This window comes from Endozoicomonas sp. (assembly GCF_031844845.1).
In the GTDB taxonomy this organism is placed as follows: domain Bacteria; phylum Pseudomonadota; class Gammaproteobacteria; order Pseudomonadales; family Endozoicomonadaceae; genus Endozoicomonas.
In genome coordinates this window covers 1-22477 of sequence record NZ_JAVRMB020000360.1, presented here as the reverse complement: position 1 = coordinate 22477, position 22477 = coordinate 1, and the positions used below count along the sequence as shown (strand labels likewise).

Annotated in this window: 23 protein-coding genes; 9 read left to right on the top strand and 14 right to left on the bottom strand. The window is 48.8% G+C overall.

All coding sequences use genetic code 11. The features are described 5' to 3' along the window. Positions 1-199 precede the first annotated feature (199 nt). A complete protein-coding gene (locus RM811_RS20115; RefSeq protein WP_402527673.1) occupies positions 200-436 on the top strand; it encodes a hypothetical protein in 237 nt (78 codons plus the stop codon). A gap of 398 nt (positions 437-834) precedes the next feature. Here RM811_RS20115 and RM811_RS20110 read toward each other — a convergent pair whose 3' ends face one another. Beyond that, positions 835-1650 (bottom strand): TatD family hydrolase, encoded by an 816-nt coding sequence (locus RM811_RS20110; protein ID WP_402527672.1) that lies wholly within the window; start codon positions 1648-1650, stop codon positions 835-837. A gap of 173 nt (positions 1651-1823) precedes the next feature. On the opposite strand from RM811_RS20110, the gene RM811_RS20105 reads away from it, so the two are divergent. Together RM811_RS20105 and RM811_RS20100 are read left to right on the top strand one after the other, a co-directional pair. Next, positions 1824-2264: a hypothetical protein gene (locus RM811_RS20105; protein WP_402527671.1), complete on the top strand. Its 441-nt coding sequence runs from the start codon at positions 1824-1826 to the stop codon at positions 2262-2264. 131 nt (positions 2265-2395) lie between these two features. Then, on the top strand, positions 2396-2875 hold the full coding sequence (locus RM811_RS20100) for a copper chaperone PCu(A)C (RefSeq protein WP_402527669.1): 480 nt from the start codon (positions 2396-2398) through the stop codon (positions 2873-2875). 295 nt (positions 2876-3170) lie between these two features. On the opposite strand, the gene RM811_RS20095 is transcribed toward RM811_RS20100, so the two are convergent. Next, positions 3171-3566 carry a DUF2750 domain-containing protein gene (locus RM811_RS20095; protein ID WP_402527668.1) on the bottom strand — a complete coding sequence of 132 codons (396 nt, stop codon included), beginning with the start codon at positions 3564-3566 and terminating at the stop codon, positions 3171-3173. A 146-nt stretch (positions 3567-3712) separates the two neighbouring features. On the opposite strand from RM811_RS20095, the gene RM811_RS20090 reads away from it, so the two are divergent. Together RM811_RS20090 and RM811_RS20085 are read left to right on the top strand one after the other, a co-directional pair. After that, positions 3713-4177 (top strand): methyltransferase family protein, encoded by a 465-nt coding sequence (locus tag RM811_RS20090; protein ID WP_402527667.1) that lies wholly within the window; start codon positions 3713-3715, stop codon positions 4175-4177. Positions 4178-4273: 96 nt separating this feature from the next. Further along, the gene (locus tag RM811_RS20085) at positions 4274-4861 is read left to right on the top strand and encodes a hypothetical protein (protein WP_402527666.1); all 588 of its coding nucleotides are present in this window, start codon (positions 4274-4276) and stop codon (positions 4859-4861) included. Positions 4862-4882: 21 nt separating this feature from the next. Here the strand turns inward: RM811_RS20085 and RM811_RS20080 are convergent, their stop codons facing one another. Continuing rightward, entirely contained in the window at positions 4883-6829 is a 1947-nt protein-coding gene (locus RM811_RS20080) for a hypothetical protein (RefSeq protein WP_402527664.1), read from the bottom strand. After that, the gene (locus tag RM811_RS20075; RefSeq protein WP_402527663.1) at positions 6826-7239 is read right to left on the bottom strand and encodes a DUF4345 family protein; all 414 of its coding nucleotides are present in this window, start codon (positions 7237-7239) and stop codon (positions 6826-6828) included. The genes RM811_RS20080 and RM811_RS20075 overlap by 4 nt, the downstream gene beginning before the upstream one ends. A 378-nt stretch (positions 7240-7617) precedes the next feature. On the opposite strand from RM811_RS20075, the gene RM811_RS20070 reads away from it, so the two are divergent. Then, positions 7618-9207: a hypothetical protein gene (locus tag RM811_RS20070; RefSeq protein ID WP_402527662.1), complete on the top strand. Its 1590-nt coding sequence runs from the start codon at positions 7618-7620 to the stop codon at positions 9205-9207. A 189-nt stretch (positions 9208-9396) separates the two neighbouring features. Here the strand turns inward: RM811_RS20070 and RM811_RS20065 are convergent, their stop codons facing one another. From RM811_RS20065 to RM811_RS20055, 3 genes are all read right to left on the bottom strand, one after another. Beyond that, positions 9397-9609: a DUF4250 domain-containing protein gene (locus RM811_RS20065; protein WP_402527661.1), complete on the bottom strand. Its 213-nt coding sequence runs from the start codon at positions 9607-9609 to the stop codon at positions 9397-9399. A gap of 24 nt (positions 9610-9633) precedes the next feature. Further along, complete coding sequence (locus RM811_RS20060; protein ID WP_402527659.1) at positions 9634-10647, bottom strand: rhodanese-related sulfurtransferase; 1014 nt, start codon at positions 10645-10647, stop codon at positions 9634-9636. 688 nt (positions 10648-11335) lie between these two features. Continuing rightward, on the bottom strand, positions 11336-12244 hold the full coding sequence (locus tag RM811_RS20055) for a hypothetical protein (RefSeq protein ID WP_402527658.1): 909 nt from the start codon (positions 12242-12244) through the stop codon (positions 11336-11338). A gap of 52 nt (positions 12245-12296) precedes the next feature. Here RM811_RS20055 and RM811_RS20050 point away from each other — a divergent pair, with 52 nt between their 5' ends. Both RM811_RS20050 and nfsA read left to right on the top strand, forming a co-directional pair. Then, positions 12297-12434, top strand: a complete 138-nt coding sequence (locus RM811_RS20050; RefSeq protein ID WP_402527657.1) for a hypothetical protein — start codon at positions 12297-12299, stop codon at positions 12432-12434. Positions 12435-12437: 3 nt separating this feature from the next. Then, positions 12438-13175 (top strand): oxygen-insensitive NADPH nitroreductase, encoded by a 738-nt coding sequence (nfsA, locus tag RM811_RS20045; RefSeq protein WP_402527655.1) that lies wholly within the window; start codon positions 12438-12440, stop codon positions 13173-13175. Here nfsA and RM811_RS20040 read toward each other — a convergent pair whose 3' ends face one another. The 5 genes from RM811_RS20040 to RM811_RS20020 form a co-directional block, all read right to left on the bottom strand. After that, positions 13176-13880, bottom strand: a complete 705-nt coding sequence (locus RM811_RS20040; protein WP_402527653.1) for a hypothetical protein — start codon at positions 13878-13880, stop codon at positions 13176-13178. A 260-nt stretch (positions 13881-14140) separates the two neighbouring features. Further along, the gene (locus RM811_RS20035) at positions 14141-14572 is read right to left on the bottom strand and encodes a hypothetical protein (RefSeq protein ID WP_402527651.1); all 432 of its coding nucleotides are present in this window, start codon (positions 14570-14572) and stop codon (positions 14141-14143) included. 342 nt (positions 14573-14914) lie between these two features. Beyond that, entirely contained in the window at positions 14915-15316 is a 402-nt protein-coding gene (locus RM811_RS20030; RefSeq protein ID WP_402527650.1) for an SMI1/KNR4 family protein, read from the bottom strand. Positions 15317-15318: 2 nt separating this feature from the next. Continuing rightward, positions 15319-16668, bottom strand: a complete 1350-nt coding sequence (locus RM811_RS20025) for a DEAD/DEAH box helicase (RefSeq protein WP_402527649.1) — start codon at positions 16666-16668, stop codon at positions 15319-15321. A gap of 8 nt (positions 16669-16676) precedes the next feature. Next, a complete protein-coding gene (locus RM811_RS20020; protein WP_402527648.1) occupies positions 16677-18041 on the bottom strand; it encodes a DEAD/DEAH box helicase in 1365 nt (454 codons plus the stop codon). A 201-nt stretch (positions 18042-18242) separates the two neighbouring features. Between RM811_RS20020 and rsuA the strand changes: the two genes are divergently transcribed. Beyond that, positions 18243-18944 carry a 16S rRNA pseudouridine(516) synthase RsuA gene (rsuA, locus tag RM811_RS20015; RefSeq protein ID WP_402527647.1) on the top strand — a complete coding sequence of 234 codons (702 nt, stop codon included), beginning with the start codon at positions 18243-18245 and terminating at the stop codon, positions 18942-18944. A gap of 615 nt (positions 18945-19559) precedes the next feature. Here rsuA and metG read toward each other — a convergent pair. Both metG and RM811_RS20005 read right to left on the bottom strand, forming a co-directional pair. Next, a complete protein-coding gene (gene metG, locus RM811_RS20010) occupies positions 19560-21605 on the bottom strand; it encodes a methionine--tRNA ligase (RefSeq protein ID WP_402527646.1) in 2046 nt (681 codons plus the stop codon). Between the two features lie 570 nt (positions 21606-22175). Then, complete coding sequence (locus RM811_RS20005; RefSeq protein WP_402527645.1) at positions 22176-22427, bottom strand: hypothetical protein; 252 nt, start codon at positions 22425-22427, stop codon at positions 22176-22178. Positions 22428-22477: the final 50 nt, after the last annotated feature.

Genomic DNA, 22477 nt, shown 5'->3' with positions numbered 1-22477 from the left:
GCATTACTCTACCTCCTGCATTCATGCAGTTGCCTGTACACAATGACAGCGGAGAGCACCCCCTGAATTGTTTACAATACTATTCCCCAAGAGCCTCTATCTACTGGCAAATGGATAATTTATTTCAGGACAATTCCTTAGTTGGTAGCTGGCTTTTCTGAAGATGGGCTGGAAGTAGATGCCCGTGAAAGTTTTTTGATTGAACAGAGGAAGAATTCAGAACGACAATAGTCGTAAATATATGTATCAGGGTTGCCAGAGTAATGTTGAGTCTGATTTTGAACGCCGTTTCCGGCTTGCAGATTGTGTCCGGGTAACCGGAGCGGCCATGGATAATGGTCTGCCGCACATTGACCTGGAATGTGAAATTCCAGAGGCGATGAAGCCGAGAAAAATTAATATCGGCCAGAACAAGCTTCTGGAAGCTGAAGCCTGAGCTTTACAGGAGATGGTCACAAAATATCTTAAATGACGATTTATAGCACTTCCGTCATTCCCGTGAAGGAGGGTGTCGCAAAAGGTCTTAAATACCGGTTTCTACCACTGCCGTCTTCCCGCGCAGGTGGGAATCCATCGCGAGCCACGGATCCCCGCCTGCGAGGGTGTCGCAAAACCCAGAAACTTGTTCCGGATCCGTGTAGGTCGGTTCCCCGTTCAGGGGAGCCGACGGTCTTTACCATCGACAACTCCGGCGTTGAGTGGTGTACGGCGGTTGGGTCACGAGTCGGCTCGCAAGCGAACCGACCTACGCCGGGATCGTTCCAGGCTACCTTTTGCGACAGCCTTCTGCGCGGGGATGACGGTTGGGTGTTAATTCTCCTTTTTGCGACACCTTCATAGTCTGAAAAGTTCTCTGCAATTTTGAGAAGTGGACTCTGCCACCTCCATCAATGATTCTCCTCTCAGTTCTGCCAGACACTCTGCAACGAGTTTCACTCTTCCCGGCTTATTCCTTTCCCCCTGGAAACCGTTCAGTGGCATATCCGGAGCGTCGGTTTCGAGAACAATACTGTCCATGGGCATAATAGCTGCCAGATGTCGTGTTTTCGTGGCTCTTGGGTAGGTAATGCCGCCACCAAACCCCAGCTTAAAACCAAGGTTCAGGTATTGCTGTGCCTGCTGTTCACTGCCTGAGAAGGCGTGAATAATGCCACCCCGTTCAGGTTTGAATGTTCGCAATACTTTCAAAACATCATCGTGACTTTTCCGACTGTGAATAATCAGTGGTAATTGATGCCGGCAGGCAAGTTCCACATGGCCGGTGAATAGTTCAATCTGTATGGTTTTTTGTTGAGCAGAAATGGTGCGATCAAAAAAATCCAGGCCGGTTTCCCCGATGGCGACCACAGAAGGTGGTTGCTGTTGCAGCAATTGATCCAATGCAATCAGATGATCATGGGTGTGTTCAGAAAGAAACCAGGGGTGTAGACCCAGGGCAATAACCAGATTGAGCGGCCTTTCTTTTGCAAGCTTTGCTGATTCAGTAATGAGCGACGGCCATTCAGAAAATTTTGTGGCCGGAATACAGATGGCAGTCACTCCAGAGGCAGCCGCGCTGGCTAATACCTGCTCCCGGTCCTGATCGAAAACAGGAAAGTTAAGATGGCAATGGCTATCAAACAGGGCTGGATAAGTGCTGACTGGCTCCATAGGTTAATTGTCCTCCAAAGGTGGCACTATGGTAAAAGGTGCTTCTGTTATCTATCTGTAAAAGGCCTATAATACCGACCTGACCGTTAATATCGATTATAATAATGATGAAAAAATTACCAAAGTATTCAACGCAGCTACTTCTTTCTGCTTTACTTTTACTGGCTTTAATCTTGGTCTTTTATGCATCACGTTATCTGAATAATGATACGGGGTCGGCCAATAAGCCGGAGTTTCAGACAACCAGTTATTGCAACATCATAAAAGGGTGCCAGTCCAGGGTTGGAGAGGGCCTGGTCAGTCTTAATATTCTGCCATCGACGATGCCGACAGGTCAGCCATTGGATATTACCGTTGAGCTGTCCGGGTTGATTGCGGAAAAGGTCACCATGGAGTTTGTTGGGCGGAATATGCCCATGGGTCTGATGCCTTTCAGCCTGAAAAAACAGTCAGGACAGAGTTCGGGCCCTGAAAGGTATACTGGCACCGGCAGTATCACTTTCTGTACTGCAGATACCAAAATGGTCTGGGTAGCCAGAGCGAAAATTGAAACCCGGGAAGCCATTCACCGGGTTCTTTTTGAGCTTGATACCCTGGAGACAGATAAGCAGTAGTCTGTCGTTTATTATGGATTTTGGAGAAACTTTCTCTCATAACCTTCCAGTGATTAGTGGAGTTCATGATGTTAAGCAGAGTGGTGAGCATGAAAGCGAGCACGAAAACGAGAGGGACATGGCGATCGCTGATGCATGGCATAATGGCGGTGATGATAATGCTCTCTGCCCATGGGGTCAGTGCCGCACAAAAAGAACAGGCACATTCTCTATCTAATGCAGAATCAGGGTTGCAGCTGCTTAATGCCAGTGCCCGTGCAACAAAGCCGGGAATGTCTTCATCAGCGGCTTATATGACGATTCGAAACGGTACTCATAAGCCAGTTCAGATCCAGTCACTGGAAAGTCCGTTGGCCATGAAAACCGAACTCCATACCACAGACATGAACAATGGCATGATGAAGATGCGTCGTGTGGATAACCTGCAAATCAAAGCGGGGGATGAGGTGGAGCTGAAACCGGGCAGTTACCATGTGATGCTGATGGGGCTTAAAAGTCCTATAGCAGCTGACAGTCAGGTGCCTGTTACCATCACCTTCAGCAATGGTGAGAAGAAAACGGTGCTTGCTCATGCCATGGATGAAATCAAAGGCCAGAATATGGCCCATTGATTTCACCCCGGGCGTTTTGGCAGCTTAGGGAAGTGGGAAACCAGAATATACCTTTTTTTGCCACGGAGGCACGGAGACACAGAGAAAAGAAAAGCTTTTAGGGAACCCGCAATTAAGAATATACCACCGTCATCCCCGCGAAGACGGGGATCCACTGCGTGGTAGATTCCCGCCTTCGCGAGAATGACGGAGGGCTGGTACTTTCTACAATGCCACTTCCCTAAAAAAGCTCTTCTCCGTGCCTTTGTGTCTCCGTGGCGAAAATGGGCTGGTATCTTTTAAAATGCGGCTTCCCTTATCCCCGTGCCAACTCACCGAGCAGGGATTCCTGAAGCTCAGAGGGTGTCACCACGATGCCTTCTTCTTCCTCATTAACCGGGAAAACGGCCAGCAGGGTGTTATCTCTCTCCAGACCGGGAGTCCAGCGCTCCAGCCACACTTCCAGGGTAATGACTTTGGGTTGACAGTCAGACCAGTCATCCACGGCCCAGGCTTTGGCAAAATCCGGGTGGGGCCAGACCGGCAGGCACTCTTCACCATCACTGGATGACAGTTCCACCCAGCCATCAGGGCTATGAAGGCTCCAGATCTCTTCCCAGTCAGCCACTTTTTTCAGAAAGTAGTCATAACGTTCATGGTCGGGCAGCTTCTGGATTGACTCGAACTGTTTGTCGTTGAGTTTATAAGTCATCAGTGGTCAACGCTAATGCAGAAAATAATGGGGTGGAGTGTATTACCTGCGTAGGATTGAAAGCAAATAGTGGGATAAAATGCTGAGAGATGTGACGCTATTCTGGGTACAATTGCTGGATAAATAAGTCTAAATAAGGAAGTTTTGTGAAGAGCCTTGAGTTAAAAGTTCCTCCACTATTACAGGTATTGCTGTTTGGTGTCGCCATGCGGCTTGCCGGAAAGTTTGCGCCATTGGGTTTTGATCTGAGCCGGGACATCAGAATGGCCGTGTTTCTGGCGTGTTCATCTCTGGCATTTATGGTTGCCCTGGCCGGAGTAATCAGCTTCAGACGACAGAAAACCACGGTTAATCCGGTCAATCCGGAAGCGGCTTCGTCGCTGGTGACTGGTGGAATTTATCAATATACGAGAAACCCCATGTATCTCGGGTTTGTTATTTTTCTGCTGGGCTGGGGGGTGTGGCTGACCAATATCCTGGCACTGTTGCTGGTTCCGTGTTTCGCCCTTTACATGACGCGCTTTCAAATAATGCCTGAAGAGAAAGCCCTTGAGGCGCTGTTTGGTGAGAATTTTACAAGTTATAAGCATTCAGTCAGGCGCTGGCTCTAGCTCTGGCTGGTCTTTGCCCGTCTAAAGCGGTTATAGTCCGTCCCTCAAAGTCATTAAGCCATTTTCTGATCTATGAAGTTGTATGGTCCTCCGCTAATGGCCTGTCTGTTGGCGGGTATGGTTCTGGCCGCCAGAAAATTTTGCCCATTCTGGCCCGCTATGTCCTTCATGGAAGAGATTCTGTTTTTTCTTTCCGGATTGATTGCCGGCATCCGACTGCCTGATCTGGACTTGTTGACCCCGGGTATATCTCATCGTTCAGCGGTTACGCACTCCTGTCTACCCGCATTACTGTTTTGGGTCACAGGTTTTGCTCCCATTGCCGGGGGGTTGGCGTTGGGGACAGCCTTCCATCTTTCCTCTGACCTGCAGCCGAAAGCGTGGACTGGTGGTGCACTGATCAAGTTCCCCTTGTTGGGCAGTATCGGTATGCTTTCACCCATCTGGTTGATTGCCAATGTGATTGGTTGCCTTGCTATTTTTATGGAAGTGGTTTCCGGTGAGCCTATCGATGCCCGGCAGATGATTGTGGCGATTTGTATTGTTGGCGGTGGCTGGTATTTCCTGCAGGAAGAAAAGCATCCCCTGCTGCCTTTAATGACGTTGGGGTTCTCGACTTTGCTGGTTCATGCGGTGCGGGGAGGGACTTTATCCGTGAAGCTGGTCTGGCAGTATTTTGCATAAGGCATACTGCCATCAGAAGAATTATGGCCTGATTAACTCAGGCTTGAATTCATAAAATTCAAGACCGGCCCTATCCGATAAGTTGCACCAGGTTGATGTTGCAAAATAAACCCTGCCATTAAGCTCCTCGGCATTCCTTATACCGTTCACGCAGGGGTTACCAAAGCCGTTGCTGGTGAGGCTGTTCGGATTACCGTCGCGATCAAAAAATATCAGATCACCTCCGGCGACAAACTCATCGAGCATTCCATCATTACTCATTTCAGCTTTGACCCAGTTGTAGAGGCTGTGTGTCGGGCTGGTATCCCGAAAGTATTCCCAGAATGGAACTGGAATAGAAAAGCCCGGATAGAGCAACAGTCGACTGGAGTCTGCTTCAGCAAGCAGGTCATGAACGCCGGAGAAGGCATCAAAAAACCCCCAGAATAGCCGGCCATCTTTACTGAGTGAAGTCCAGGAGTAGATATTCCCCGGGTTGCCCATTCCGGCTTTGCCAAAGAGAGGCTTCACACCCATTTTGTTGGGCCTGCTCTCCCAGTCGCCTTCTTCATTGGCCACCTTAAAACGCTCGTAACCATAAAGCAGTTCGGGCTCGGTTATACCTGAGGCCATTTCCTCAAGTTGCTTAAGAGGAATACGAAAGACAGAGCTTGCACGCCACTGGTTTTGTAAGAAAAGTTGCTCTTTTTGACGGGTCTCTGTGAGCTGTTTATAGCGTTTTTTATCCGCTATTTTGAAATGGCTGTGTCCTGCCTGTGTGCCCTGATGGTATGTGCCAAAATACAGGGCGTTATTGTGGATGCTGGCGGTTCCCCATTTGGCACCCCACCGGCCTTTCTCATCCGGGTCATAGCGGTCCATGCTGAAAATGGTTTGAAATCCCATTGGGTTGTCCGGGGTCCACCCGCCCACAGGCATTTTGTCTGAGAGCAGCATGACTGATTCGTTCCGGTTGCTGTCCCTCTCTCCTGTTTCCGGGTCATACAGCAAGGGGTGAGCAGCGGATGACATAATCAGACGTTCACTGCCGTCAATATGAGTAAACTGGATGAAATCACCGATCATGCCAAAACGATGATTCAGCCGGGGTACGGAAACCACATCCCAGCCTGCACCCTCACCATCCAGAGTTTCGCGATAGTTACCTCCCGTGAAAGGCGCTTCCGGCGTGCCAACCCAGCGAAGCATCACGGTCGGTCCGTTACCATTCTGGGTCATACCGGTCTCAGCACCAATAATGGTGTAAAAGCCAGTGTTTCCCTCAGCGTCTTTGAGCGCCTTGAATCGTCGAGTGGTATCTCCCCTGATATCCCGGTAGCCAAGGAATGAGCGTTCTCTGGCATTAAATACCAGTAGCCTGATCCAGCCCTCCCCATCCTTATGCAGGTGATGTCCTGCGAAGAACACCAGATCCTTATAGGTTCCGGCAGCACGCAAACCCATGATGGAAAAAAATGACATTTCATCATGGGGCTGAAGGGCCTTTTTGAACCGTTCGCCACCAGACGTCAATGTCTGTTCATTAACCAGCTCACGAGTGCCTGTTTCGAAGTTGTATATGTAGATATGGGAATTACTGGTCAGAACACTTTGTGGCGAGCAGCCGGTGTATTTGCTCTGGTAGGTACTGAGATAAAAAGGGTAATCCAGATTCTGGATAGGCCAGACACACCATCCCTGGGATATGGTGCCAACCCAGACTTCCCGGTCATCAAAGGTCGTGGTGGCCCATGGGTAAGATGCATTTCGTTTTGCCTGAAACCCTTCAGGCATCTGGTTTTGCCAGTCGACAGCAGCGTCTTGACGGTTATTTCCACTGGTTACGCTTTCAAACGCTTCATCGATTGGCGACCGGGCGGAGAGTTGAAAGGGGCCATCAACCGGATCAGAGATACGGGCCTGTATTCCGGTTGAGCTACCCAATACCAGAAGTGTCAGGCAGAGGGTCAAAACAGTATTCAATGTCATGATGCAGGACTTTTATTGTGGTCAGAAGCCTGATCAGAAAGCTTGCCAAGCCATAACAGCCCGGAAATTCCTGCAAACGCTTCATAGCCAAGCACCCCGAAGGTGTACGCGGTAAAGCTGCTATCCATAAACAGGCCATAGGTTCGGCTCAGGGCGAGGCATGAGCCAATGACCCCCAGGGCATAGACAAAGGATTTAAAAAAGCGTGGGTTATAAAAAGCATGAATGGCCATCAGCCCCATTGCCAGTTGAAAGCCTCCATACATAGCCCGCATATCGGTTTCTCCACTGGGATTGATACTTTTGACGCCAATAATTTCAGTGATGAGAAAAGGGGCCAGCGTGCAGGCCAATCCCCATGGCGTCCAGATTGCGATATTGAATATCAGGTAGAGCTTCTTGGTATTCATATTATTCTTCTGTTGCACACGGAGAAAAAATGGCTCCGGTATTTTGATTATCATCGTCTGAACATATTGTATTCCGGAATTTCTGTTCTTTTATAATCCGAAAACAGTACAAGGCAGTATTTTTCAGTAAAAAAATAATGCCTGTGGCCAGCGAGAAAAGATACATCGTAGATGTTAAGTATGCCTAACCGGCTTGTTAGAGTGTTTACCAGTAAATAATGTGATGATAACGATCATTCTAATAAAGAAAAACAGGCTGGTATCCTCAGGCACTTTATTGGATTTGGTAAAGGAATTATCAGATTTGTTCAGTAAGGCGCAATTATGGAGCAAGCACTGTTCTTGCATTAAATGAATATTATCAGGGAGGTTGAACCCATGGCGCAGATATCCGGATATGTTGGCAGTATTTCTAACGGACAGCCTATTGGTAAAGCGCATCAGCGCTCAGATGCTGATCATGTCGGTAAAGTGCACTGGACCCGGTCACGCAAGGTAAGAGCTATTGCTGTGGGTATCGGAGTGCTGGCCGTGGGTGCTGTGGTAGCGTCCATTGCTGTCGGGTTTTATGCGGTTGCCATCGCAGCAGGGGTCGTGGCCCTGGTTGGCGGGCTGGCGACTGCAGGCTATTTTTATGCCCATCGTCATGATGTTGCTGTATCAGCTGAAGCTCGACCTGAGGCAGGATCGGCAAGTTTTGCACCGGTCATGGGCGGGATGTTATCAGACAAGCCGCTATCGACAGGTACCGGGCGTGGTCAGGGCACTCCTGCGCCAGTACCGGCAGGAACCCGTCGAAAAGTAGGACTGGGATATTTTCGAAATGAAACCCAGATAAAACAAATACATGACCAGCTAAAAAACGATATGCCCAATTTGCAGTTGGAGACATTTAAATTATTTCTCAACAAAACACAGGTTGATCTGGAATGCTTCAGCAATGCAGCTGCAAAGATTCCCAATGATCTTGCTGGAGTGAGAGTTCAGGTAGAAGGCTGGTTAGGAAATAAACAAGAACTTAAAGATATGCCGGTTCCTGTAGGAGAAAGTTTTGAAATTAATGGAGCAGTCAGTCCTATTACTTATGTGAAAAAATTTCTGGATAATGAGTTTAAAGGTGGTACTACAGAAAATGCTCAACGCATAAAACAGCAAGGGGAATCTCTTGATAAGGATTTTTACTATCAGAGAGTGTATGGATCAGGAAACTGTTTTTATGTGGCCTATTTATCAGGTTGGTTGCATGATGTTCTCCGTCGTCAGGAGTTTGATAAAGCGATTGGTTTTTTAAAAAGTCAGAATGCGTATATGGATGATGTTAAACAAAGGGGTGGGGTAGATCGTACGAATGATTTAATTGAAGTGTTGCAAAAGTTAAAGGAAGATCCAAACTTTAAAACGATTGAGGATATACTTTCAAACAACGCTAAAGCTAATTATCTGGCAATGTATTTTAGGGATTTTGCTGTCTTTGGGGTGGAAAATGCAGTGGAAATATTAACCAATACCGGTGGAGTGGGCAAGAGTGGTGATCCTCTGCTGCAATATGAAAAACGCCCCCTGGGAAAAATACCTCAACAAGATCAGTGCTGTAGAAAGGTTTGGGGTGATGATGAATTAATAGGGGTTAAAGCTGACGGAAAGTTTGAGGGAGGGATTATTGATAAGAATGCAGATTTGCAGGAAAGAATGAATAAATCAGGTGGGCTTACCAAGGCAGCCTACTGCCGTGTTCAAAGAGAAGACATGGTAGATGTGCAAAGGGCTGAAATAGGGATTCTCAATGATTACTTTGTTCCAATTACGATGTATCAAAGATTTGATCTTCCCGCTGATGAAATTGGCAGCGCAAAAGATGGAAGATCAGGTAGTTTTGGGGAAAATAATCCAATCGTAATGTTCCGGGCACCGAATCATTTTGACTTGTTAATTCCCAGAAAATTAGGTGTGCTATCTCCCGGTCATTAGCTTGATGCTGAAAATAAGTATTTGAACTCGTTCCCACGGTTCCCCGCGGGAACGCATACAGAACCCGCCATAAATGAAGCAACCAGCATGATATTCTTGGGAACCCGGGCAAAGAGAGATTTACGCTAACATTCCCTCAGGGTGCTAGTGAACGAGGTTTTCGGATGGCTTTGCGATAGCCTCCAGGACTCAGTCATGAACAAACTGGTTATTCACCGGCTGGTAATGAAAACGAATATTATGGAGCTGTTGCTCAATCTCCTGTTTGCTCATATCCATCTCATCGGAAAGCTGATCCAGCGAATTGCAGGTAAGCCTGAGCTTTTCGTTAACAATACCCAGAAGTATAAAAGGGTTGAGATACTCTGGATGTTCAAGTTCCATGGTGACTTCTCCGTTCATATCAACCCTTGAATCATAGCTCAGTCAGTTAGCTTTTCCTGCTCTGACCTGTCGCTGCCTTTTACGTTCTTCCTCTTTTGTCTGGCGACGATGGGCTACCGTACTGGCAACCTCCGCACCCATATGAGCTTCGCCTCGCTCTTTTGCCAGTTGCATCTGCTTTTCCCGCTCGCTAAACCGCGCTTTCTGTCTGATGGTCAGTCTATCAAAACAGTGCGGGCAGCTAACGCCCTGCTGGTACTTTTCACTTTGCTTGTCCGCTGCCGTAATTGGTAAGCGACAGGCGTTGCATTGATCGTAAGAGCCTGGTTCAAGAGCGTGGTTAACGGTAACCCGATCATCGAAGACAAAGCACTCGCCTTCCCAGAGTGACTGCTCCTCAGGGACTTCTTCCAGATATTTGAGAATACCGCCTTTCAGATGGTATACCTCTTCAAATCCTTGCTGCCTGAGTAACGCGGTGGATTTTTCACAGCGAATACCTCCGGTGCAAAACATGGCAACTTTCTTGTGAGTCTTCGTATTCAGGTTTTTTTCGACGTATTCAGGAAACTGGCGGAACGACTCTGTTTCCGGGTTGATGGCATGTTTGAATGTGCCAACCTGAACTTCATAATCATTACGGGTGTCCATCACCAGAACGTCCGGGTCGCTGATCAGGGCATTCCAGTCAGCAGGTTCCACGTAGGTGCCTGCCACCTTTTTGGGATCAATGCCTTCTATCCCCATGGTAACGATCTCTTTCTTGAGTTTTACCCGGGTTCTTTTGAAGGGCATGGACTCGCTTAACGATTCTTTATATTCAATGGGTCTCAGGCGGGTGTCCTGATTAAGCCATTCCAGCAGGGCATCAATGCTCTCCCGGGTGCCGGCTACCGTTCCGTTGATGCCTTCGTGAGCGAGCAGCAGAGTACCGCGGACATGATGGGCTTCCATGGTTCTCTGTAGTGGTTCACGCAGGTTCCTGAAGTTTTTCAGGGTAACAAATTTATAGAGGGCGCAGACCACGATGGGGGCGTCTTGAGTCGTCACATTCATTCTGTTTATTTTCCTTCGTCAGCAGGCCGGAGCGTAAATCCGGAGCCAGATCAGGTGAGGAAGCTTAGCAGAGCCCGGAGCCCATGAAAAATCCAGGTCTATCCGTCGTGTTTTTATTCCGGATATTCTTCTGGCCGGAAACAGTTTCTCCTGGGCAGTGGGCAGCTGTGCAAATTATGCAATGATGCAGCGAGAATGAGCATTCTGTTTTGGTTGATCACTTTGCTGATTCTGCCCTGTGGGCGAGGCAGGCGTGTGTTGCCTTGTTCTTTTCGGAACCGTGTAATGTTTTACCATTGATGATGTCTGCTTGCCTGGAGTATAAGGTGAACTGCGTGCATCGGGCTTTTTGGAGACAGCCTGTTTCGGTACCGTCGGTTCAGAAGGTCTTGTTTGGCGGGGCGCTGGGAGGCCGCTGTTTACTGCAGTCTTGATCGGTATACGCGGCTCAGAGGCCTCTTTTTTAAACTCAGGTGACAGGCCAGCGTAGCCATTTTCCTCGCAAAACAAATTCAGCTTTTTTTTAAAATCTCTTCTCTGGCAATCCTCCATATGCTTATTCAGACTTTGAATAAACTCTTTTGTTATTTGCCAGACTTTTATTAGTAAAGCCAGGTCTCCGGTATTCTCTGAGGCAGGGGAGGGTGCATCATCATGATCGGTCGGGCTATTCAGTGCCTCATCATAATCAGGCGGATTTGGCGAGATGCAGTCTATTTATCGTTGCTGATAATAACTGATCAGCTTCGGTTTTGTTATGGGGTTTTCTGAGCTTCCATAGATCAGTAACGAAAGGAAAAAATGTTAAAAGATCTTGCTTTAAATCGCTGTTTTTTTTCTTGTTAATAAACTGGGAAAGGGAGTTCTGGAAATCACGTCTTTTGTGTGTCGCGAAGTGGTTTAGCAGGTCAATAAAAAAGATGCTTCTAACCGCTTTTGCTTTTGCTACAAGCGGATTTACCCTTGAAAACCCCTGATCTGTTGCGTGGCTTTCTGTCGGTCTCCCACTGTAGGCTGGTAACTGGATGTCAGGATTTACCAGAGTTCTTTCTGCTTCCAGTATTTTTATTAACAGATAAAATTTACTGGTATCTTTTTGAAAATTGGCATAATTATCAAAATATGCTCGATAAAAAGGAGATTTACGGGAAAGAAGACGGTGTTCTGTTGGATCGGTAACGCAGGGGATATTCTGGCATTGGTGTCGAGGGAGCAGCTCACTCAGTTCGATGAAGTCAACATTATAAACATTGGTAAGTCTAATCATAAGACCATTGTAATTTAATTCAGTGGGTCTTGCTTTCATCGCACTTTTAATATCTACCATATTGAACAGGGGGGACCATTGGAGAGCAGGTTCTGATGACTTTTCTCTTAATAGTGCTATTTTTTCAGTGGAATAACTGTTAGGTACAGGGACTGGATTATCTATAGCATTATCTTTATACGGCTCAGAAAGAGTGGGGCAGGATGTTGACCTTTGAACAATTTGAACAGTATGCCCGAAAGAAGTTGATGCCTCCTGCCGGGGATCCCGTATCGGGTGTGTCTCATGATTTAATAATGAACCCGATCCCGGTGGTATCCCAAATGACATAGTATGCTACCTCCAATTATCAAAATATAATTTCATATGGTTAGGTATTTAGATGTCATTGTATGAAGCCAAGGCTTTGAATATACCCATATTGGATGGTAATGAGATTAACCTGCCGACTAACATCGCATCTGGCCTGTTGTCTATGACCATTAAAATTGAAAAAAATTCCCTGGGGATAAAGAACTGAATCATGACCCAAACCGTAATTGAGCAACTCCAGTCACACCGTTCCATTCGCAAGTTTACTGAACAGCCTATTGAAGAAAGCCTGCTTAGAGCGTTAATAGCAGCCGGGCAGAGTGCCGCCACTTCCAGCAATTTGCAGGGCGTCAGTGTGATTCGGGTACGAAATCCCCAGACGCGCAGAGCCATGGCCGAACTGGCAGGTGGTCAGGAATATATCGAAGAAGCCGCCGAGTTTCTGGTGTTTTGCGCTGACCTGAATCGTTCTGGCTGGTGTTGTGAACGCTCAGGTAAAGCAATGGCTGACGGGATGACCGAGCATTTTATTATTTCTACGGTTGATGTGGCCCTGTTTGCCCAGAATGTTGTGGTTTCGGCTGAGTCAGAAGGGCTTGGTATCTGTTATATCGGAGCCCTGAGGAATGACCCGCAACAAGTCAGTGAGTTGTTGGCGTTGCCGGAGAATGTCTATCCGGTCTTCGGGCTTTGCCTGGGTTATCCGGATCAGGCACCGGCGTGTAAGCCAAGGCTGGCGTTGGATGCGGTATTAATGGAGGAACACTACCAGCCCGTAAACGAAGCGTTGATGGTGCAATACGATGAAACTATGAGGGCCTATTACCAGGAGAGAACCGGGGGTGAATTGGATCGCGTCTGGTCTCAGGAAGTGTCTGCGCTTCTGGGCAAGAAGTCACGCCCTCATATGAGAGCGTTTCTGGAGAGTAAGGGCTTTAAGATGCGGTGATTATTTAATATTGGTCAAGACCTGAATCAGGGTTTCACTGAGTTTTATACTGGCCAGGTTGAGATTGTCCAGAAACTGATCGACATTGTTCAGCTCAATGTCGATATGGTCGGTGACGGATTTGATGGGAAAGAAGTCTATTTCATACAGGCTGGCTACGGCCGCAACGGAAGCGCACTCCATCTCTTTTGCCATTCCCCGGTTCTGCTGAATGACCTGTCGATCGACTACTGGCATATCCAGCGAGTTACCAGTAGTCACAACCCCCAGTTTATGGACGACACCCTGAAAGTATTCCGGTCGGTAAATAGCAGGATGATGGCCGGTTGCAAACTCGGAAAATCCTTTCAGGGGGACTCTGTGGTCATGGTAAACCACGGGCTGGTCGGTGGTGATAATGTCGGCAATCTCTGCATCGGCAGAGAAGGCACCACAGGTTCCCGCATTAATAATTAAATCGGGAGCGAACTCGATAATAGCGGACTGAGTGTTCAGTGCCGCATACTCAGTGCCTATCCTGTCGACACCATACTCTCTGGATTTTCCATTCAGAGAGATAATGATCTCCTTGCCTTCAAACTCGCCCCTGAAACGGGGAAAGCCGCTCTGAAGTTGCTGATTGGCCGGAAGTGCAGCCAATCCAAGCTGGTCAATGACTGGCCTGGCTTCCGCTTCCATGGCCATGATGATAAGAATTCGTTTCATGGGTTTTCCGTATTCATAGTGCCCGCAGTCTCAACTATTTTAATATTAAATCACTTATAATCGACACTTGATGAGGTGATTCTGCATATTCTCATTGTGATAGTTTGACCTGATTCCCACGGAGGACCGTGGGAATGATGGCGTGATTTTTGGTACATTGATGATATAGACCCGAAGCATGAATGGCCTGGACTTAAGCAGTTTTCGGTTATCCAGAGAGACAGATTGATCGGCAAAAAACAAACAACTGAGGTGCACTGTTATATAGAGAGCCGGGAAATGACAGTATCCTCTGGCGCTCGGCCATCCCCTCTAAATAAAATTCCAGAATGCATCTTGGCATCTCGATTAATATTAAAAGCACTGTAACCATAACCAAATTTGTTGTCAGTAGAATCTTCTGGTAATTTATTTTCGTCTGATACATGAATATAATTGCATATTTTCTCTGGGAAGATGCCCATAATATTCCTGTAAGCAGAACGGCCAGCTTTGAGACTTGGCTGAGTTCCAGAGTTGTCAGTCTGTATTTTGGTTGTGTTTACCTTGATTGTGGAGGGGATCTGAGAAGCTTCAAGCTTTGGTCTTTTGTTAGTAGAACTTTCTGAATTGCCAGAGCCAGAATAGGGAGCTTCACATTTACCCCCAAAAGCCGTCAGTCCTTGATTATATAAAGATTCGGAGATGTGCATTTAACTGGCCTCAATCATAATCCCTTGAATGTAGGACTGTTCATTATTGGTAACGTAACTATTTGCTGATCCCATACAGTTTTCCCTATTACCAAGGGCTGTAGCAATATTGAACTAAAGTCCATTCCTCTGTAGCCCTTGGGAATCAAGCACCTATATGGTTTTAGCAAATAGTTACTTGGTAACCTGGTTTTGGACAGCTAGCCCCGGTAAAAGTTCAGATTTAGAATGAGTTACAGAATAGCGTTTCTATTTTTATTATTTCCACGAAGATCACAAATGCCCATAGCCAAAAGGAAAGTACACTGGGGCCGTGCTTGCTAATCTTCGTGGTTCCATCAATCAGCTTTCCAGCCACACATCCCGAACCCAGAGCCAGACAGAAGGCCAGCTCTCTTCGGTCAGTTCACCGTCAGCCCAGAGCACCACTTCGCCTTCCTCTGAAACACCATAGTAGTTGTCCTGATGTTCACAGATGGGAATCAGCTCTCGGGGTAAACCCGCTGCCCAGGCAGTAGCCGCAACTTCGGGCAGGTAGGTGTGGGAGTGCGGATCGGTCACCGTGACCGGTTCCATGGAGCCGTAGATCACATCACTGACCTGCAACAGAAACTCCCTGAATTCGTAGGGGATGGAAATCAGGATCTGCTCTTCCACCTCAACTAGCAGATCTTCATCCGGCAGTTCCAGGGGAATAGAGACATCCAGGGCCCGTTCCCGCAGCTCTTCCATTACATCTTCCATAATTAACGACCTCTTCCTGTGGTTTTTGGACGGGGGGCAGAGGTGCGGGTTCTTCCGGTGTGGTTTTTGCCGGGGCCACCTTTGCCCTGTCTCTGGCCGCTTTGCCCCTGACGGGAATGAGGTTTCATTGCAGGTTTGCCATTTCTAAAACCTGGTTTTGCCCTGGCCTTTTTCGCTTTGCTGAACGGTTCAGTAATATCCGCAGGGCGAACCTCACCCTCTTCAATATAAGGTAATGGTTCAATCTCCAGTGGTTTGTTGATCAGCTGAGCAATGCTGGCCAGTAACTTTTTCTCTTCCGGATTCACCAGAGAGATGGCTCTGCCAGATTGACCGGCACGGCCGGTTCGGCCAATTCTGTGGATATAATCCTGAGGGATTTTAGGCAGGTCATAGTTGACTACTAATGGCAGCTGTTCGATATCCAGGCCACGGGCAGCGACATCAGTGGCCACCAGAACGGTAAAGTAATTGTCCTTAAAGTCTTCCAGCGTACGAATACGCAGATACTGACTTTTATCACTGTGAATGGCCTGGGCATCGATGCCATCTTCTTCCAGCAGCTCGGCGACGCGATTGGCGGCTTTTTTGGTGCGGACAAACACCAGCACTTTCTTCCACTTACCACCATTGATCAGGTAGCTGAGAATTTCCGGTTTATCCTGCTGGTCAACCGGGTAAAAAGATTGAGTGACGGTATTGGCCGCCGAGTTCGGATTCTCGATCTCGATTTTCACCGGGTGACGAAGAAACTCATGGGCCAGTTGTTTTACGTCTTTGGAGAAGGTGGCGGAAAAAAACAGGTTCTGTCGTTTAACGGGCGCTTTTTGCAAAATGCGCGCGATATCTTCCTGAAAGCCCAGATCGAGCATACGATCGGCTTCGTCCATCACCAGAATTCTCAGGCTGTCCAGGGCGATATGTTTTTTGCCCATCAGATCCAGCAGACGGCCGGGTGTGGCCACCAGAATATCAACGCCTTCTTTCAGCGTCTTTATCTGTTCTTCCATATCGACACCGCCAAACACCACCACGCTTTTCAGGGGAGAGTGGGCGCCGTAAGTTAGAAAACTCTTATGCACCTGAATGGCCAGTTCCCGGGTGGGGACCAGCACCAGCGCGCGAATGGCGCTACTGGCACGCATTTGTGACAGGCGATGCAAAATGGGCAGGGTGAAGGCAGCGGTTTTTCCGGTGCCGGTTTGGGCTGATGCCATTATATCCCGACCGGTCATAGCCATAGGGATGGCTTTTGCCTGAATCGGGGTTGGCTGTTTATAGCCTGCCTCATGGACAGCCTGAAGCAAGGATTCATCCAGCCCAAGAGCGGAAAAAGGGGTGTTGTTACTCATATTTAAAGTTACTTCCTGCGCTTGGGTGGTTCAAACCCGGAATCAGTGGCTGCTTTGGTTGCATGGGTGGTTGTCGAAGGCTGGGGGGCGTCAGTCAATGCACGGCGTTTACCCACGTTCTTTTTAACCCGGTGACGCTGCTTTTCATTGGCGTCTTTTTTAGCAGCGCTTTTTTTGGCCGCTGATTTTTTCTTACCGGCGGCTTTGCCAGAGCTTTTCAGCTTTTTAGGGCCTTTGTAGCTGCCAATCAGTTCTTTGATAGTGCGTTTTTCAAACCGTAGCTTGAGGTAACGTTCGATGCCGGACATCAGATTCCATTCATCCGGCCCGATCAGGGAAATGGCCAGACCCTGTTCTCCGGCACGTCCGGTGCGACCAATGCGGTGCACATAGTCATCGCCGTTGCGGGCCATGTCCAGATTGATCACCAGCTGCACGCCTTTGAGATCGAGTCCGCGGGCGGCCACATCAGTGGCAATCAGGATATTGATGGCGCCATCCGCCAGCAAACGCATTACATGCTTGCGCTGACGCTGATCCATGTCGCCATGCAAGACACCCGCCCTCAGTCCTTTGACCCGAATTTTGCCAATGAAGGTATCGGCCTGAACTTTGGTATTGGTGAAAATCAGTGCCTTCTCGTAGGTTTCATTTTTCAGAAGCCAGATCAGCAGTTTTTCCTTATGAGACGGATCATCCGCCAGCATCATCTGCTGGTGGATATTCTCATGTTTATCCCGGGCGGTTTTCAGGGTCAGCCGGGTGGGATCATTCAACACTTCTTCCGACATTTTTCCCAGTTGGTTACCGGTCAGGGTGGCAGAGAATAACAGCGTCTGGCGTTCTTTACGGCAGTCATTGGTAATGGTCAGAACGTCGGCACCAAAGCCCATGTCCAGCATTCGGTCTGCTTCGTCCAGCACCAGGTACTCCAGATCGCGGAAGTTGTGGTTGTTGTTTTCCATGTGCTCAAGCAGTCGGCCCGGCGTGGCGATCAGGATGTCCGGATTTTTCCGAAAGGTATTGATCTGATGGCGGAAATCTTCCCCGCCCATAATCAGGCCAGCCTTGATGTAGGTATATTTCGCCAGCGTTTCACAGGCCTGGAAAACCTGCCGGGCCAGCTCCCGGGTTGGTACCAGAATCAAGGCACGAGTGCTTGATTGAGGCGCCGGATGGTTGAGCATGTGATTGAGCATGGGCAGAACAAAGGCGGCGGTTTTACCGCTGCCGGTTTCGGCACTGACCATCAGGTCGTGACCGGCCATGGCCAGTGGCAGGGTTTTCTCCTGAACTGGCGTGGCTTTTTCGAAACCCAGTTCAGTCAGGGCTCTGTTGAGCCGCTCATGGAGGGCCAGTTCAGAAAATAGCAAAGTTATAGTCCTCAACCGTGGGGATTAAAGGTTATGGAGTGGGAGACAGGCAACATTGGCTGCGAGTTCAATAAATAGCGGGGCATTCTATGCCTGAAAGGGAAAAAATTCTATGCGTCTTCTACCTTACGCTTTTACGGGAAGATGACAGGGGGGCAGCCGAACGCTATTATGCTTCCGATTTTTTCAGGCCATCACTCCATGCGTTTAGATAAATACCTCAGCGAGAGTACAGAACTGTCCCGTGCCAATGGGAAAAAGTGTTTGCATAGGGGAGAGGTCACCTGTGATGGAATTGTGGTAAAAAACAGCGCTTTCAAGGTGCCGGAAGGTTGTGACGTCCGTTTGCTGGGTGAGCCGATTAAGGTTCGCGGGTTGCGCTATATAATGCTCAATAAGCCAGAAGGGACCCTCTGCTCCAATGTGGATGAGGTCTATCCTTCTGTGCTTTCTCTGCTGGATATTCCCAAAGCGTACTCATTGCACATTGCGGGTCGCCTGGATGCAGACACCACCGGTTTGGTGTTGATTACCGATGATGGTCAGTGGTCTCATCGGCAGGCATCACCGGTTAAGGCCTGTGGTAAACGTTATCGTGTGCTGCTCGCGGATCCTCTGGCAGAAGCGCAGATTCCGGACATTATCGAGCAGTTTGCCAGTGGTATTGCGCTGAGAAATGAGAAGTCTCTAACCAGACCAGCCCTGCTGGAAGTGATGACACCTTCTGAAGTGTTGCTGACCATCACTGAAGGTAAATACCATCAGGTCAAGCGTATGTTTGCGGCGCTGGGTAACAGAGTAGTGGGCCTGCATCGGGAGCAGGTGGGCGTCATTGCCCTGGATTCGTCCCTCAGGCCTGGTGAGTGGCGATATCTGACCCGGGATGAGGTTTTGTCGGTATAACCTGTATTTGTGCTGTTTCGTTCTGCAAAATCGTGGTTTGGGTAGCGGATGGAAGAAAGGTCAAATTCCTGGCTGAATTGATCCCTTGCATCCAGAAAGTTTTTATAGGTCTGTTTTTGTTTTTTTTCATCAACGAGTAAATAATTCTTGATGGCATAATCTACCAATCGATTTACTTTTTCACTGTTTACTCCGTTGAATTTGAGGTGGTAATGATCTCCCTCTGGCGGTGTGTTGCGGTGTAATTCAGGCTCGTGTTCATCGTCGTCTGCGTGAATGAATTCGTCAGGCTCCGACGAACTCGGAATATCTCCGGGTTTCTCTCTGTACAATGTAACCACGGCATAATCCTTGATGGGTCTCAGTGATAATACAATAGACGCTGGGCAGTCCTCATACAAAGGGCATGGGGTAAAAGTAAAGTCAGAATGGTGATGGTTGATATCGTGGCTTGCCCATCTGCCTTTTTTGGCAGGAGGTTGGCTCTGAACTTCAGGAGGCCGGTGGCCTGTCTGTTTTTGACTTTCAGTAATACACGAGGGCATGATTCCTCATCCTGCAGGTTGTTGTTTTACCCTGTTTGATTACTCAGACAGGGTAAAATTCCCCACTGAATTACATAACTCTCATTCCAGATTGCGCACCTTCATGGGGTTCCAGAATCCACAGATCCTTACCACCCGGGCCTGCGGCCAGCACCATGCCTTCACTGACGCCGAATTTCATCTTGCGCGGTGCCAGATTAGCGACCATGACCGTATGTTTGCCAATCAGTGCTTCCGGGGCATAGGCAGATTTGATACCGGCAAGCACGTTGCGAGGCTCAGCTTCACCAATGTCCAGGGTCAGGCGCAACAACTTGCCAGCGCCTTCTACCAACTCGGCATTGACGATTCTGGCAATGCGCAGATCCACTTTGGCAAAATCATCAAAAGTGATTTCATCGGCCACCGGGTCTTTCTCCAGCCACTCTCCGGATGGGGTTTCAGTCTTGTTGGATGATGCCATCTGGGCAAGCACCTCCTTGCTGGCTTCAATCATAGCCGCGACTTTATCGGCTTCGATACGGGTCATTAATGGTTCAAACTTATTGACGTTGTGATCCAGAAGAAGCGTTTGGCTGTCCTGCCAATTGAGGGGCGCGACATTCAGGAATGCTTCTGCTTTAACGGCCATGGCTGGCAGAACCGGTTTGAGGTAGATCATCAGCAGGCGGAACAGGTTGATACCTGAGCTACAAATGTCGTGTAAATCCTGATCCCTGCCTTCTTCTTTGGCCACGACCCAGGGTTTCACTTCATCAATCCAGGCATTGGCTTTGTCGGCCAGTGCCATGATTTCACGCATGGCCTTACCAAAATCGCGACCTTCATAGTAATCAGCAATAGAGTTGGCTGCAGCCTGGAAATTTGCGGTTAATTCAGGGGCGATGTTATTACCAGAGAGCTTGCTGTCAAAACGTTTCTTGATAAAGCCGGCGTTACGGCTGGCAATGTTGACCACCTTGCCTACCAGGTCGGAGTTGACCCGCTGGATAAAGTCATCGGTGTTCAGGTCCAGGTCATCAATACGGCTGGACAGTTTGGCGGCGTAGTAATAACGCAGATATTCAGGGTCGAGATGTTCCAGATAGGTTCGGGCAGTGATAAATGTACCCCGGGATTTGGACATCTTCTCGCCATTCACCATCAGGTAACCGTGAACATTGACCCGGGTTGGCGTGCGATAATTCGCGCCGTGCAGCATGGCGGGCCAGAACAGGCAGTGGAAGTTGACGATATCCTTGCCAATAAAGTGGTGAACTTCGCACTGGCTGTCTTTATTCCAGTACTCATCAAAGTCCAGGTCGTCACGGCGCTGGCAGAGGTTTTCAAAAGCGGCCATATAGCCGATTGGGGCATCCAGCCAGACGTAGAAATATTTTCCGGGCGCGCCGGGAATTTCAAAGCCGAAGTAAGGGGCGTCACGGGAGATATCCCAGTCCTGCAGGCCCACATCCAGCCATTCGGCCAGTTTGTTGGCAATTTCATCAGAGATGGTGCCGGAGCGGGTCCATTGCTTCAGGAAGGCATCAAAGTCAGAGAGTTTAAAGAAGAGGTGCTCGCTCTCTTTTTCAACAGGCGCTGCGCCGGAAATTGCCGATCGGGCATTCTTCAGGTCCGCTGGTGAGTAGGTGGCACCACAGGCTTCACAGTTATCACCATACTGATCTCCGGCACCACATTTCGGGCAATCACCCTTGATGTAACGGTCGGCCAGAAACAGTTTCTTTTCCGGGTCGTAGGCCTGAATGATATTACGGCTGACAATATGACCCTTTTCTTTAAGGGCCAGATAGATGGCTTCAGAAAGTTTGCGGTTCTCTTCTGAGTGGGTGGAGTAGTAGTTATCAAACTCCACATGGAATTCACTAAAATCCCGAATCCGCTCAATGTTAATCCGGGCAACTGACTCTTCCGGTGAGATGCCCTGTTTTTCGGCATGGAGGCTGATGGCAGTGCCGTGGGCATCATCAGCGCAGACGTAGGTACACTGATTCCCAGACAGCTTCTGGAAACGAACCCAGATATCAGTCTGTATATATTCCACCAGGTGCCCCATATGCAATGGGCCGTTGGCATAAGGCAGGGCGCTGGTAACAAGTATTTTGCGTTGGCTCATTAGATTATATCTTGACGGTCGGGTAAAAAACGGGAAGGCACCATTATACAAACTGTCCATAGGAAAGCCTATTCGGAACAGTCCCGCTTTTTATCGAGATTAAAGTTTTAGCCGTTACATTTATAACTCAGTAGAAGGTTTCTCCTGTTTTTCCCTGATGAACTCTTCGACAATTGGTTCGAGTAGTGATTCCCGGACAGCCTTCTGGAATCACTGGCTCCACCTTTCTTCAGGTCGGACTGAGTTCCGGCGACTGTCACGGACGGTCACCTCGTCTTTCCTCTCCATCACTTGAGTGTAGGGATTCATTGTCCTGCTCTTGGTTGGGGCGCGGCGAGTTAGTCCGGCTACTTACGTGAGAGCCCTCGGATGCGTTGGATGCGTTGGATTGGAGGTCCTCCTCGACTACATCGGATGTGTTGGATGCGTTGGATGCGTTGGATGCGTCGGATTGGAGGTCCTCCTCGACTACATCGGATGTGTTGGATGCGTTGGATGCGTTGGATTGGCGGTCATCGGATGCGTTGGATCGGCGGTCATCGGATGCGTCGGATTGGAGGTCCTCCTCGACTACATCGGATGCGTTGGATGCGTTGGATGCGTTGGATTGGCGGTCATCGGATGCGTTGGATCGGCGGTCATCGGATGCGTTGGATCGGCGGTCATCGGATGCGTTGGATCGGCGGTCATCGGATGCGTTGGATTGGCGGTCATCCTCGACTGCATCGGATGCGTGGAATTGGAGGTCATCGGGTGCGTTGGATTGGCGGTCATCGGATGCGTGGAATTGGAGGTCATCGGATGCGTTGGGTTGGCAGCCATCCTCGCCTACACCGGATGCGTTGGATGCGTTGGATGCGTTGGATTGGCGG